7 protein-coding genes are annotated in these 13,619 nt (G+C 73.9%); 1 reads left to right on the top strand and 6 read right to left on the bottom strand.

Translation table 11 applies throughout. The features are described 5' to 3' along the window. Positions 1–183 precede the first annotated feature (183 nt). Positions 184–1,362, top strand: a complete 1,179-nt coding sequence (locus tag OG344_RS23220; RefSeq protein ID WP_405084874.1) for an aromatic ring-hydroxylating dioxygenase subunit alpha — start codon at positions 184–186, stop codon at positions 1,360–1,362. A gap of 51 nt (positions 1,363–1,413) precedes the next feature. Here the strand turns inward: OG344_RS23220 and OG344_RS23215 are convergent, their stop codons facing one another. The 6 genes from OG344_RS23215 to OG344_RS23190 all read right to left on the bottom strand — a co-directional run bounded on the left by OG344_RS23215 (position 1,414) and on the right by OG344_RS23190 (position 13,614). Continuing rightward, on the bottom strand, positions 1,414–2,892 hold the full coding sequence (locus tag OG344_RS23215; RefSeq protein ID WP_405084873.1) for an ArnT family glycosyltransferase: 1,479 nt from the start codon (positions 2,890–2,892) through the stop codon (positions 1,414–1,416). A gap of 20 nt (positions 2,893–2,912) precedes the next feature. Further along, positions 2,913–3,701 (bottom strand): thioesterase II family protein, encoded by a 789-nt coding sequence (locus tag OG344_RS23210; protein WP_405084872.1) that lies wholly within the window; start codon positions 3,699–3,701, stop codon positions 2,913–2,915. Positions 3,702–3,740: 39 nt separating this feature from the next. Further along, positions 3,741–5,003 carry a cysteine desulfurase-like protein gene (locus tag OG344_RS23205; protein ID WP_405084871.1) on the bottom strand — a complete coding sequence of 421 codons (1,263 nt, stop codon included), beginning with the start codon at positions 5,001–5,003 and terminating at the stop codon, positions 3,741–3,743. Positions 5,004–5,130: 127 nt separating this feature from the next. Next, positions 5,131–6,378 (bottom strand): glycosyltransferase, encoded by a 1,248-nt coding sequence (locus OG344_RS23200; RefSeq protein WP_405084870.1) that lies wholly within the window; start codon positions 6,376–6,378, stop codon positions 5,131–5,133. 37 nt (positions 6,379–6,415) lie between these two features. Continuing rightward, on the bottom strand, positions 6,416–7,687 hold the full coding sequence (locus tag OG344_RS23195; protein ID WP_405084869.1) for an activator-dependent family glycosyltransferase: 1,272 nt from the start codon (positions 7,685–7,687) through the stop codon (positions 6,416–6,418). 281 nt (positions 7,688–7,968) lie between these two features. Continuing rightward, positions 7,969–13,614, bottom strand: a complete 5,646-nt coding sequence (locus OG344_RS23190; RefSeq protein WP_405084868.1) for an SDR family NAD(P)-dependent oxidoreductase — start codon at positions 13,612–13,614, stop codon at positions 7,969–7,971. Between the last annotated feature and the right edge of the window lie 5 nt (positions 13,615–13,619).

Genomic DNA, 13,619 nt, shown 5'->3' with positions numbered 1-13,619 from the left:
GCGGCGAAACCTGTTACACATAGCGGATCGGCAGAAAACGCCGGATAACGGGCTTTGGCCGGTCACTTCGGATAGTCGCCATCGGTTCTGCCTGGACCCCGCCCGCGCGAGTGCGCATGATCCGGTCGCATCCCCGGTGAATCGGAAGCCGGGCATCGTGCTCAGACCGACGGAGGTCCGACTGTGGTCTTCAAACCCACCCGCGGCGATCTGCCCGCCCGCTTCGGCCCCGGGATCCCGAACGTGCCGCCGATCGGGCCGTCGACGCTCGACGCCGACGTCTACCGGGACCCCGAACGCTTCGAGCTGGAACGGCTCCGGGTCCTCAACCGGAGCTGGCAGATCATCTGCCGCTCCAGCGAGATCCCCGGTCCCGGCGACCACCACGTGTGGGAGGGCCACGGGGAGAGCATCGTCGTCACCCGGCGCAAGGACGGCGGCCTGGCCGGCTTCCACAACGTCTGCCAGCATCGCGGCACCCGGATCGTGGTCGATAACGGCGTCGGGGCACGCCGGTTCACCTGCCGCTGGCACAACTGGGCCTACGACGTCGAGGGCAGGGTGATCGGCGTTCCGGATCGCCCCGACTTCGACCGCGCCACTTTGGACGGCCTGTGCTCCCCCGCCGTCGAACTCGACGAGTGGGGTGGCTGGGTGTGGGCGGTCCTGGCCGGGCCGGGCGTGGCGGGGCCGCTGCTCGACTGGATCGGCCCGGAGATCGCCGGCGACCTCGGCGCCTTCCGCATGGAGGACATGAAGCTCGTCGAGAAGGTCGAATGGGAGGTCGACGTCAACTGGAAGGTCGTCATCGACGCCTTCAGCGAGTTCTACCACGCGCAGGCGCTGCACCAGATCCCCGCCGCCGACGTGAAGGACGCCCGGCAGGCGACCATGGACGTCTTCGGCCGCAACGGCATGATGGTCGTGCCGTTGATGGGCGTGCTGGAGGAGCTAGGGCGGACGCTCGACCACACCTCCCTCGCGATCTGCAACTACAACCTGTTCCCCAGCGCGGTCTTCAACTGCCACAACGTGCACACCCAGCTTTTCCGCTCGGTGCCGCTCGGCGTGAACAGGACCCGCTTCGAGGCGTGGGAACTGCAGTACGACACGGACGACGAGGACTACCAGGACCTCGCGGAGATGTTCTGGGAGGGCATCAAGGCCGTGGTGCAGCAGGACGTCGACGAGTGGGTCAACGTCGCGGCCGTCGCCCGGTCGTCGGCGTACCGGCAGAACATCTTCAACGAACGCGAGTGCCTGATCACCCACTTCCACCGGGTCTGCGATGACATGCTCGCCGGGGGCGACGGGCTGGGTCTCGAACCCGAACGGACGATGGCGCGGCCGCCCCGATCGTGAGCGGGCCCGCGTGACGGCCGGCCTGGCGCGCGTGCCGCCGGGCCGGCCGGGCTACAGGACGCGGAGCCGTCCCCAGAGGGCGGACCACCGCTCCCGCTGGTCCTCGCACAGCCAGATCGGGGCGCCCTGGAACGTGTTCTTCACGTTCAGGCCGTTGTCGACCGCCGCGACGCGGCGGACCCGGGTGAAGGAGTCGCGCAGACGGGCCGGCGGGTCGCCGACGTACAGCGTGACCGTCGCGTCGTCGGGGGGCGGGCCGAAGTACCAGAAACCCCGGTGCGGGCTGTAGCCGTGCGGCAGCCCGCGTGCGGGGCCGTAACGCTCGATCGCGCTCGCGCTCCAGTAGTGGCCGGTGACGACCACGGTGCGCCTCCGGACCTCCGGCGGCAGGGCCCGGTACGCCCCGGCCACCGCGTCGGCGAGCTCCGGCCAGCCGACGCTCTCGGCGTTGACGAGGTTCTCCGCGCCGTCCTGCCCGGCGAGGGTCTCCACCGGCCGCACTGGCAGCACCGCGAGCACCATGGCCGCCGACAGCACGGCCAGCGGCCACGCCACCCATACCGGCCACCGGCCGCGTACGCGGTCCAGGCCGACCGCGCCCGCCGCCCACAGCGCCGCGAACAGCCCCGTCACGTAGTAGCCGGCGCCGAAGGTGAGGACGAACACCAGCACCAACCCGGCCAGAGCCCACCCGAGGAAGCGATACTCGGGCGTCCGGAACGCGCGCCACAGGCCGTACAGGAGCAGCGGCGTGCCGAGGACGCCCGCCGAGCCCAGCAGCAGGAGGAAGAACCCGGCCGGGCTGTGCTCCCCGGCCAGCACGCCGCCCAGCTCCAGCTGGGGCCAGCCGTTGCGGGCCTGCCACAGCATGGCCGGGACGCAGGACAGCGCCGCCACCGCCATGCCGACGAGGAACGGCCGTCGCCGCAGCAGGTCGCGCGGCCCGACGGCCGCGATCGCCACGCCCGCGACCAGCCAGAAGAACACGATCGTGTACTTGCCCTGCAACGCGAGGCCGGTGACCAGCCCGGACCACAGCAGCAGCCGGTCGTCACGCAGCCGGATCCACCGGACCAGCAGCCAGGTGACGACGATCCACAGGAACGTGTCCACGGGCGTGGTGGCGAGCACGTGCCCGCCCGCGCCCAGCACCGGCGACCCGGCGACGGCGGCGGCGGTCAGCAGTTGCGCCCGGCGGGTGCCGCCCATCTCACGGGCGACGGCCGCGGCGAACAGCACCCCGCCCACGGCGCACACCAGGGCGGGAATCCTCATCACCACCAGCGATCTCGGAGCGACGACGTCCATCGCCCGGGCGAGCAGCGGCAGCAAGGGGGGCTGGTCGGCGTATCCCCAGTCGAGATGGTGACCCGCGGCCCAGAAGTACAGCTCGTCGCCGAAGTAGCCGTACCGCCCGCCGGTCAGCGCGAGCGCCAGGGCGAGCGCGCCCGCCACGGCGAGCACCGGCCAGGAGCCGGCGATGGTCGCGGCGGTCCGTCGCGGGGCGCGTACGCCGGCGGGCTCGTCCACGGCGGCCCCCGCACCGGCCCTCACCGAGGCTGGTCCGGGCGGGCCCGGCCGAGCTGTCCGGCGATGACGTCGGCGACGGCCGTCCAGTGCTCCTTCAGGTAGAAGTGCCCGCCCGGGAACACGTGCATCCGGAACTCGCCGGAGGTGTGTTCGCGCCACGCGTCGACCTCGTCCGCGCCCGCCTTGGGATCGTCGTCGCCGGTCAGCGCGATCGTGGGGCAGCCGAGCCTCGGCCCGGGCCGGTACCGGTAGGTCTCGACCGCGCGGTAGTCGCTCCGCAGCGCCGGCAGGATCATCTCGACCACCTCCGGGTCGTCCAGGACGCGCGCGTCGGTGCCGCTCAGCCGCTTCATCTCGGCGACGAGAGCGCTGTCGCCGCCCAGGTGCACGATCTCGTCGTCGCGGTCCCGCGATGGGGCCCGCCTGCCCGACACGAACAGCGCCGCGGGGTCGAGGCCGCGCCGCCGCTTCATCCGGGTCGCCACCTCGAAGGCGATCATCGCGCCCATGCTGTGCCCGAAGAGCGCGACCGGGCCGCCCATGAGGGGTTCCAGCGCGGTGAAGGCCTCGTCGGCGAGTTCGTCGATGGTGGACAGGCAGCGCTCGCGCAGCCGGTCCTGCCGTCCGGGGTACTGCAACGCCAGCACCCGGTGGCTGGTCCGCAGCAGGCCCGACAGCGTGGAGAAGTAGCTCGCCGATCCGCCCGCGTGCGGGAAGCAGACGAGGGTGGCGGGCCCGCCGGGTCCGTGCGCCCCGGGTCCGTCGTGGTAGCGGCGGACCCACACGTCGTCGAGGAGTGTCTCGGTCAAGGGTGATTCCGATCGTTGAGAAGAAGTGCGCGAACGAGGTCAGGGGGTTACGAAAAGCCGGTCTCGCTCCCGCCCGGGCGGGACGCGGTCGCGCACGTACGCCGCCAGGCCGGCGAGGAGGCGGTCGATGTCGTCGTCGTCGTTGTACGGGGCGAGCCCGACGCGCACCCCGCCCCGGTCGCCCAGGCCCAGCCGCCGGGACGCCTCGGCGGCGTAGAAGGTGCCCGACTCGGTGTCGATGCCGAGGGCCGCGAGGTGGTGCGAGACGTCCCGGGGGTCGTGTCCCTCGACGGTCAGCAACAGGGTGGGCGTACGGAGGGCGGCCCGGGAGTGCACCGTGACCCGGGGCAGCTCGGCGAGGCCCCGCTCCAGCCGGAGCCGGAGCGCGTCCTCGTGCGCCTCGATCGCGCCCAGCGCCGCCACGAGGCGTTCCCGGCGGGTGGCCGCCCGCACGGGGCTCAGCCCGGCCAGGAAGTCCACCGCCGCCCGGACCCCGGCGAGCACCTCGTACGGGAGGATGCCGAGCTCGAAGCGTTCGGGGACGACGTCGGTCGCGGCCGGCAGTTTGTCGGGACTCAGGGTGCGCAGCAGCTCCGGCCGCGCGGCCAGCACGCCGAGGTGCGGCCCGAAGAACTTGTACGCGGAGCAGGCGACGAAGTCGGCGCCGAAGCTGTCGAAGTCGACGCTGACGTGTGCGCTGTAGTGGGCGGCGTCGACGTAGCACAGCGCGCCCGCCTCGTGCGCCAGCCGGGTGATCTCCCGGATCGGCGGCCTGGTGCCGATCAGGTTCGAGGCGGCGGTGACGGCGACGAGGCGGGTCCGGTCCGACAGGACCCGCCGCACGTGGTCCGCCGTCAGCTCGCCGGTCTCCGGGTCGAAGTCGGCCCACCGGACCGTCGCCCCGGCGTGGGCCGCCGCCAGCACCCAGGGCTGGATGTTGGACTCGTGGTCCAGCCGGGTCACCACCACCTCGTCGCCGGGGGCCCAGGTCTTGGCCAGCGTCCGGGAGAACTCGTGGGCGAGCTGGGTGGCGTTCCGCCCGAACACGACGCCGCCCGGGTCCGCGCCGAAGAAGTCGGCGAGCGCCTGCCGGGCCTGGACGACGATGGCGTCCGCGTTGCGCCCGCCGGTGGTGTTGCTGCTCCGGTTGGCGAGCGGGCTGGACATCGCCTCCACGATCGCGTCGATCACCGCCCGCGGCACCTGCGGGCCGCCGGGGCCGTCGAAATGGGCCGAGCCCGCCCTGAGCGCGGGAAACTCGGCCCGTAAGGCGGCGACGTCGTACGGATGGAAGACGGTCACGTGTGCCCCCAGATCAAAACAGACAGCGGAGAAAGATTCCGCCTGGCGGGATCATTCACCCCCGCACCCCGCGGAACCAGGCAGAAACGGCGGAGAAGCTGCCGGCGCCCCGGCCTCCTCGCGCGTCTCACGTCCGGCCGTCGGCCGCGGCGCGGCCGGCCAGCCGGTCGAGCGCCGCGAGGACCCTCCCGGCGCCGTCCTCGGCGGCGATCCGCCCGCTCAGCGCCTCTGCCGCCGCCCGGTGCGCGGGACGGGACACGGCCGCGGAGATCGCCCCGGTGAGGCGGTCGACGCTGAGCTTCCGGTACGGAACCGGCGCCGGACCGGCGCCCAGCGCCGCGACCCGGCCGCCCCAGAACGGCTGGGAACCGAGGATGGGGATGGTCACGGTTGGCACGCCGGCGCGGAGCCCGGCCGCGGTCGTGCCGGCTCCCGCGTGGTGGACCACCGCGGCCGTCCTCGGGAACAGCCACTCGTGCGGCGTCTCGCCGATCGTGAGCACGTCGTCCGAGTGTCCGGTCAGCCCGGCCCACCCGGCCTGGAGCACGCCGCGCCGCCCGGTGCGCCGCAGCGCCTCGCCGACGATCCCGGCGATCCTCTCGGCCTCCTGCCCGGACATGCTCCGGCTGCCGAAGCCGACGAAGACCGGGGGCGGCCCCGCGGCGAGGAAGTCCGCGAGCTCCGCGGGCGGCCGCCAGCCGGGCGCGACCGCCGGCCAGAGGTAGCCGGACATCTCCATCGTCTCCGGCCAGTCCGCCGGCCGGGGCAGCACGGCCGGGCTGATCCCGTGCAGCACCGGCGTCCGCGCGATCTGCCGGGCCAGTTCCCGCCGGCTCAGCGCGGGCAGTCCCAGCCCCGCACGCAACTGGTTCGTCGCGCCGTCCAGCAGCAGCGAGAAGACGCCGTTCATGAGGTGGTGGGCGGTGCGGTTGCCCCACGACCCCAGCGAGCGGCTGATCGGCAGGTAGGTCGGCGGATACTCCGCGGTGGGATAGAGCGGGTCGAGGAACACGCCGGCGCAGGGGACCCCGAGGCTCTCGGCGACCTGAAGCCCCGGCATCGCGGGCAGCGACAGCAGCAGGACGTCCGGTCGCCGGGACCGGGCGGCGTCGAGGATGGCCCGGCCGCGTTCGAGCACCGTCTCCCGCATGCTCCGGATCGCCTGCCTGCCGTCCTCGGCCTGGGTCCACCCGCCGGCCGCCGCCGGGTCGCCGGAGACCTCCCGGAACTCCGCGCCGGTGGCGCGGACCATGCCGGCGAACCGGGGATAGGCCGCTACGGCGACCTCGTGCCCGCCGTCCCCCAGGCGGGCCGCGAGGCCCGTGTACGGCGCGACGTCGCCCATCGTGCCCAGCGCGACGATCAGTACTCGCATGGGGATCCTCCCGGATGCCGGCGGTCGTCGTACGTGGTCACGCGTCGAACTCCTGGTGCCGCGCGGTGAGCTTCTCCAGGGTGGGCACCACGTCGGCCGGGCTCGGGTCACTCGCCATCTCGGCCTGGAGCCGCTCGGCGCCGTCGGCGAACCGCTCCTCCGACAGCAGCCGCTCCAGCCCGCCGCGCAGCGCGGCCGGAGTCAGCGCGTCCTGCGGGACCGTCAGCCCGGCGCCGATCTCGGCGGTCCGCCGCGCCCGGTAGAAGTTGTCCCAGACCGAGGGGAAGACGAACTGCGGCACGCCGCACGCGGCCGCCGTGGACCAGGTGCCCGCGCCGCCGTGGTGGGCGATGGCCGAGCAGGTGGGCAGCAGCGCGTGCAGCGGGACGAAGTCCACGGCGCGGACGTTGTCCGGCAACATCGCGGCCCGTTCGCGCTGTTCGGCGTTGAGGGTCGCGACGACCTCGACGTCCAGGTCGCCGATCGCGTCGAACAGCCCCGCGAGGGAGCCGACGAGGTAGTCCGCGCCGTCCCTGGCGGTCAGTCCCACGGTCACGCACACGCGCGGGCGGTCCGGCGGCCGGCGCAGCCAGCCGGGCAGCACCGAGGTGCCGTTGTACGGGACGTAGCGCATGGGCACCGTGGGTTCGCCGAGCGGCAGCCGGATGCTGACCGGCATCTGGTCGATCGTCCAGTGCCCGCGGACCACGGTCTCGTCGAAGGTCAGCGCATAGCGGTCGAGCACCTCGGTGAGCCAGTCGGCCAGGGGGTCGCGGTGCGGCCCGCCCGGCCGGCCGGCCAGGTGGCCCAGGAACGCCACCCGCTGGTCGAGGAACAGGTCCGCACCCCACAGCAGCCGGGCGTGCGCCGCCCCCGCCGCCCTGGCGGCGATCGCGCCCGCGAACGTGAACGGCTCCCAGATCACCAGGTCGGGTCGCCAGTATCGGGCGAACCGCACCAGGTCGTCGATCATGGCGTCGCCGTTGACGTGCGCGAAGAACGCCTTCGGCAGCATGTCGTGGAGCGCGCCGACGAACTCGGCGGAGTGCACCTCGGGGCGGGCGGGGTCGAGGTCGACGGCGTTCCACGGCGTGCCGGCGTCGTCGACCTCGACGCCTGACATCGCCCCGCTCATCTCCCGGTCGTCGCCGACCGGTACGGCGGTCAGCCCGGCCGCGGTGATCGTACGGGTGAGGGCGGGCTGGCTCGCCACCCGCACCTCGTGCCCGGCGGCGCGCAGGGCCCAGGCCAGCGGGACGGAACCGAGATAGTGGGCGTCCAGGGCGAACGATGTGAACAAGACACGCAAAACGATCAGTCTCCTCCGGATTCATGACGTCGTCGGGTGCACCTGGTAGGCGGTGCCAGGCCTGGGAGCGGGCCCGGGGAACAGGCCTAGTGGGGTGTCTCACGAACTTGGCCTCGTCGGTCACTGCGCCGGCCTGGTCGGTCACTGCGCCGGCCTGGTCGGTCACTGCGCCGGAAGGAACCTCCGGTCCTCGCGAAGCCCGCTTCGCTGGGCCTTCGCTGCGGTCCTCGCTCCCTTCCGCTCCGCTCCCTCCGCCCCGGTGAACGTTGGCGGACAGCGCACTAGGAGGCGGTGCCGATCGCCCTGTCGATCAGCGCGAACATCTCGTCGTCGGTGGCGTCGTCGACGACCGTCGAGCCGACCGCGGGGGCGCCGGCCGCGCCCGCGGCGTGCCTGGCGGTCAGGGCCTTCAGCCGGGCGACGAGCGCCGCCCGCTCCGCGTCTGTCACGGCCGGCGAGCCGAGAGCCTCGTCCAGGTCGTCGAGCCGTGCCAGCAGCGCCCCGGCCGCGCCGGGCCCGTCGGGGTCCGGCTCGTCCGCCAGTAGCTGTGGCCGCAGGTAGGCGACGAGATCCGCCGGCGTGGGGTGGTCGAACACCAGCGTCGCGGGCAGCCGCAGCCCGGTCGTCTCGGTGAGCCGGTTGCGCAGGTCAACCGCGAGCAGCGAGTCGAACCCGAGGTTCTTGAACGACTGGGCGGGATCGACGGCGGTGCCCGGCTCGTATCCCAGCACCGTCGTCACGTGCCCGAGGACCAGGTCGGTGAGGGTCCGGTCCCGCCGCGCCGCGGGCATGGCCGCCAGCCGGTCCGCCAGCGACTGCGCCGCCACGGGCGCGGCCGCCGTCCGCCTCCGGGTCATGCCGCGCAGCAGCGAGGACGACACCTCGCCGAGATCGAGGCGGATCGGCACCAGGACGGCGTCGTCGCGGGCGACGGCCGCGTCGAACAACGCCAGGCCCAGCTCGGCGGACATCGGCAGGACCCCGCTGCGGGCCATCCGGCCCCGCCCGCCGGCCTCGCCCGCGCGGCCCGCCATCCCGCCGGCCTCCGCCCAGACACCCCAGGCCAGCGACGTCGCGGGCAGGCCGGCGGCCCGCCGCCGGACCGCGAGCGCGTCGAGGAAGGCGTTGGCCGCGGCGTAGTTGCCCTGGCCCGGCCCGCCGAACGTGCCCGCCGCCGAGGAGAACAGGACGAACGCGGACAGGTCGGCGTCACGCGTCAGCTCGTGCAGGTTCACCGCGGCGTCCACCTTCGCCGCGAACACCGTGTCGATCCGTTCGGGGGTCAGTGATTCGATCACCCCGTCGTCGACCACCCCCGCGGCGTGGATCACCGCGGTCAGCGGGTGGTCGAGCCCCGCGAGGACCCTCTCCAGCTCCCCGCGGTCGGAGGCGTCGCACGCGGCGAACGTCACCGACGCGCCCGCCTCGGCGAGGCCGGCGGCGAGCTCCCCGGCCCCGGGCGCCCCGGACCCCCGGCGAGACAGGAGCAGCAGGTGCCGCGCGCCGTGCGCGGCGACCAGATGCCGGGCCACCACCGGGCCCAGGCCGCCGCTGCCGCCGACGATCAGCACCGTGCCCTCGGGGTCGAGCGGGCGGGACGGCGCGGCGGGCGCCTCCCGCACCCGGGTCAGCCGCAGAGCGTACGGCCTGCCGTTCCGCACGGCCAGTTGCGGTTCTCCCGTCGCCACCGCCGCGGCCACCGCGGACCTGTCGCGGTCGCGGTCATGGTCACGGTAGCGGTCGTTGTCGCGGCCTTGGCCGTGGCCGTGGTCATAGTTGTGGCCGCGGTCATGGTCGTGGGTGTGATCATGGTCGTGGGTGTCATCGACGTCGACGAGCACGAACCGGCCGGGATGCTCGGCCTGCGCGGCCCTGATCAGCCCCCACACCGCCGCCTGCCCCGGGTCGCCCTCCGCGCCCCGGGTGACGACGACCAGTTTCGCGTCCGCGAACCGCTCCTCCGCCAGCCACCGCTGCGCCAGGGCGAGGACGCGGCGCGTGTTGACGCGAGCGGCCGACGCCGCGTCCCCGTCCCCGTCAGCCCCCTTCCCATCAGCCGCCTCTTCTTCGGCAGGGCTCAGTTCGATCGCGACCGCGCCGGGCACCTCCTCGGGCACGTCGTCGAGGTCGCCGGCGAAGAGGATCCCGGCGGCGGGCGGCGCATCCACCGGCACCCACTCCGGGCGGAAGAGGCAGTCGGCGCCGGGGGCGCGCGTCCCGGGCAGCCGGTCGGCCGAGAATGGCCTGGCGACGACGGACCCCACCGAGGCGACGGGCACGCCACGCGCGTCGCAGATGTCGAGCGAGCACGCCTCCTCGCCGCGCCGCACGATGCGGACGCGCAGATCCCTGGCACCCGACCGGTGAAGGGAGACGTCCGTCCAGGAGAACGGCAGCCGCGGCGCCGGCGCGCCGTCCCCGTCACGGCCGACGAACATCGCGTGCAGCGCCGCGTCGAACAGGGCCGGGTGCAGGCCGTACCCATCGGGGGCGGCCGCGTCGAAGGCGGCGTCCCGCGCCAGGCTCACCTCAGCGTAGGTCTCGTCCCCGTGCCTCCACACCCGGCGCAGCCCCCGGAAGGCGGGGCCGTAGTGGAATCCGCTGTCGCCGAGACGGTCGTAAAGGCCGTCGACGTCGAGCTCGGGGGCGGGCGGCGGCCAGCGCGTGAGCGAGACGGCCTCGCCGCCCGGCCGGGACGAGAGGAAGCCCACGGCGTGCGTCGTCCAGCCCGCGTCGTCGGGCTCGTTCTCGTCAAGGGAGTACACGACGATCTTGCGGCGTCCCGCGTCGTCCGGCGCGTCGACGACGACCTGCAGCCGCACCCCGCCGTCGCGCGGAAGGGCCAGGGGTGACTGCAGCGTGAGCTCTTCGAGCAGGTCGCAGCCGGTCTGTCGGCCCGCGTGCAGGGCGAGCTCGACGAGCGCCGTCCCGGGCAGGAGGGGGACGTCGTGCACCGCGTGGTCGGCCGGCCAGGCATGCGTGCCGAGGGAGAGCTTCGCCGTGAACAGGAAGCCGCCGGACGCCGGCAGCGGCGCCGCGGCGTCGAGCAGCGGGTGGCCGGGCTCGGACAGGCCGAGCCCCGCGGCGTCCCGTTCCCGCCGGGCGGGGGCGTCGAGCCAGAACCGGCGGCGCTGGAACGCGTACGTGGGCAGGTCGATCGTCCGGCCCCCGCCGCCGAGGAGGGCGGGCCAGTCGACCGGGGCGCCGTGGGTGTATGCCTCGGCCGCCGAAGTCAAAAACCGGGCGAATCCACCGTCGCCCCGGCGGATCGAGCCGACCACCCCCGCCTCAACCCCCGCCTCCTCGACAATCCCCCGCAACCCCAACCCCAGCACCGGATGCGCACCACACTCCACGAACAACCCGTAACCATCACCCAGCAACGACCCCACCGCACCCGCGAAATCCACCGGCCGCCGCAAATTCTCAAACCAATACCCCCCACCCAACTCCTCCCCCGAAACCAACCCCCCCGTCACCGACGAATACACCCCCACCCCACACTCACGCGGCTCCACCCAGGCCAAAGCCTCACCCAACGGCTCCCGCACCGCCTCCACCTGCGGCGAATGCGACGCATACTCGATCGCCACCCGAGACACCCGCACCCCCGACCCCTCACAGAAGGCCGTCAGCTCCGCCAGCGCCCCCAACTCCCCCGACACCGCACACGACCGCGGGCCGTTCACCGCCGCCACCACCAACCGCCCACCCCACCGCCCCAGCAACACCTCCGCCTCCCCCGCCGAACACCCCAACGACACCATCCCCCCACGACCCGCCAACACCCGCCGGATCGGCCCACCCCGCAACACCACCAACCGCGCCGCGTCCTCCAGGCTCAACGCCCCCGCCACACACGCCGCCGCGATCTCCCCCTGCGAATGCCCCACCACCGCAGACGGCACCACCCCCACCGACCGCCACACCTCCGCCAGCGACACCATCACCGTGAACAACGCCGCCTGCACCACCTCGTCCCGCTCCAGCAGCGCCCCCGCACCACCGGCACCGTCGCCGCCGCCGCGCAGCACCTCCCACAACGAGAAATCCACCAACGGCTCGAACGCCGCCACACACTCCCCCACCCGCGCCGAAAACACCGGCGACTCCGCCAGCAACCCCGCCGCCATCCCCGCCCACTGCTGCCCCTGACCCGGGAACACGAAGACCACGCCGCCCTCGGCCACCCGGCCGCGTACGACGCCGGGCGCCGGCCTGCCCTCCGCCAGTGCCGCGAGGCCGTCGGCCAGGCCGGCGCGATCCGGCCCGAGCACCACCGCGCGGTGCTCCAGCGAGGACCGGGTGGTCGCCAGCGACCACCCGACGTCGGCGGCGGACGCGTCCGACTCCGCCAGGAAGGCGCGCAACCGGTCGGCCTGCCCGCGCAGGGCGGGCTCGTCGTGTGCGGAGACGGGCCAGGCGAACGACTCCGGCGTCCCCGGCCTCCGTGGCCCGGTCACGGCGAGCGCCTCCCGGGACGACTCTCCGGGCGCATCGGCGGACCACTCACCGGACGGCTCGTCTGCCTGCTCGCCGCGCTGCCCGTCCGGCTGCTCGTCGGCCTGCTCCAAAATGACGTGGGCGTTGGTGCCGCTGATGCCGAACGACGACACCGCCGCGCGCCTCGGCCGGTCGGTCCCCGGCCACTCGGCCGGCTCGGTCAGCAGCGACACCGCACCCGCCGACCAGTCCACCCGTGAGCTGGGCGTACGGACGTGGAGGGTCCTGGGCAGCACGCCGTGCCGGATCGCCTCGACCGTCTTGATCACACCGGCGACGCCCGCGGCGGCCTGGGTGTGGCCGATGTTCGACTTCACCGAGCCGAGGAACAGCGGGCGTTCCCGGTCCTGACCGTACGCCGCCATCAGGGCCTGGGCCTCGATGGGATCGCCGAGACGGGTGCCCGTCCCGTGCGCCTCCACCATGTCGACGTCGGCGGGCGCGAGTCCGGCGTCCGCCAGCGCCGCCCGGATCAGCCGCTGCTGCGCGAGGCCGTTCGGCGCGGTCAGGCCGTTGGACGCGCCGTCCTGGTTCACGGCGGTGCCTCTGATCACCGCGAGCACCCGGTGGCCGTTGCGCCGGGCGTCCGACAGCCGTTCCAGCAGCACCAGCCCGGCGCCCTCGGCTCCCGAGGTGCCGTCGGCGTCGTCGCTGAACGGCTTGCTGCGCCCGTCCGGGGCGAGCGCGCGCTGCCTGCTGTACTCCACGAAGAGGACGGGGGTCGACATCACCGTCACGCCGCCCGCGAGCGCCAGCGCGCACTCGCCCCGGCGCAGCGCCTGGACGGCGAGGTGGATCGCCACGAGCGAGGAGGAACACGCGGTGTCCAGGGTGATGGCGGGCCCCTCCAGACCGAAGGTGTAGGCCACCCTCCCGGACGCGAGGCTGCCGGCGCTGCCGTTGCCCAGGTGTCCCTCCACCTCCTTGGGCACGGGCCGCACCCGTACGGCGTAGTCGTTGTACATGACACCGGTGAAGACGCCGGTCTGGCTGCCCCGGACCGACGCCGGGTCGATCCCGGCCCGCTCGAACAGCTCCCAGGAGGTCTCCAGCAGCAGCCGCTGCTGGGTGTCCAGTGTGAGCGCCTCCCGGGGTGAGATGCCGAAGAACTCGGGGTCGAACCCGGCGACGCCGTCCAGGAACCCGCCCTCACGGGCGTAGCTGTGCCCGTGGCTGTCCGGGTCGTCGTCGAACAGGTTCGCCAGGTCCCAGCCGCGGTCGTCCGGGAACCCGCCGATCGCGTCCTCGCCGGCGGACACCATCCGCCAGAGGTCCTCGGGGCTGGTGACGCCGCCCGGGTAGCGGCAGCTCATCCCGATGACGGCGACCGGCTCCCGGGACGCGGCCACCTGACGCCGCAGCCGCTCGGTCTCCTTCAGCGAGGTCCTCAGGGCGTCGAGAACGCGGTTGTCCTGGTTTGTCATGGATG

The sequence above is a fragment of the Microbispora sp. NBC_01389 genome (assembly GCF_045040095.1).
In the GTDB taxonomy this organism is placed as follows: Bacteria; Actinomycetota; Actinomycetes; order Streptosporangiales; family Streptosporangiaceae; genus Microbispora.
This window is presented reverse-complemented; position numbering and strand designations above follow the sequence as displayed.